At 63.5% G+C, this 441-nt stretch carries 1 protein-coding gene; it reads right to left on the bottom strand.

Going from position 1 to position 441, the window contains the following annotated elements:
• Window positions 1–441 (bottom strand): hypothetical protein (locus tag ACOQFR_RS00020; RefSeq protein ID WP_421377375.1); only part of this gene is annotated, 441 nt, incomplete at both ends.

Raw genomic sequence — 441 nt, 5'->3', positions numbered from 1 at the left:
GACCTCGCAAATCTCGTAGTCGACGGTGTACGTGCCAGCCGGGGTATTCGGCGCGACGTCCACCGAGCCATCAGCGTTCACGGTAAGCGGACCATTCGTGACCGGGACCAGGGTGATGTCCGCCGGATTCACGGCCGCGCCATTGAGCAGGTCATTGCCCAGGACGTTCACTACATTGGTGTTGGCAATGAAGCCGTTGACCGGGCCGGCGCTGTCGTTGACGGCGTCGATGACGCCCTCTTCCACCGTGATGGTGACAGTCGCCGTGTCGCAGTTGGCGGGATTCAGGACTTCGCAGATTTCGTAGTCGACGGTGTACGTGCCCGCCGGGGTATTCGGCGCGACGTCAACGCTTCCGTCGGCGTTGACCGTCAGCGGACCGTTCGTCACCGGGACCAAGTTGATGGCGGCCGGGTTCACGGGCGCGCCATTGAGCTGGTC

Origin of the sequence: Arenimonas sp. MALMAid1274 (assembly GCF_049195245.1) — a bacterium.
Lineage (GTDB): Bacteria > Pseudomonadota > Gammaproteobacteria > Xanthomonadales > Xanthomonadaceae > Arenimonas.
The sequence above is the reverse complement of the archived record's forward strand: the minus strand, read 5'-3'. Positions and strand labels throughout refer to the sequence as shown.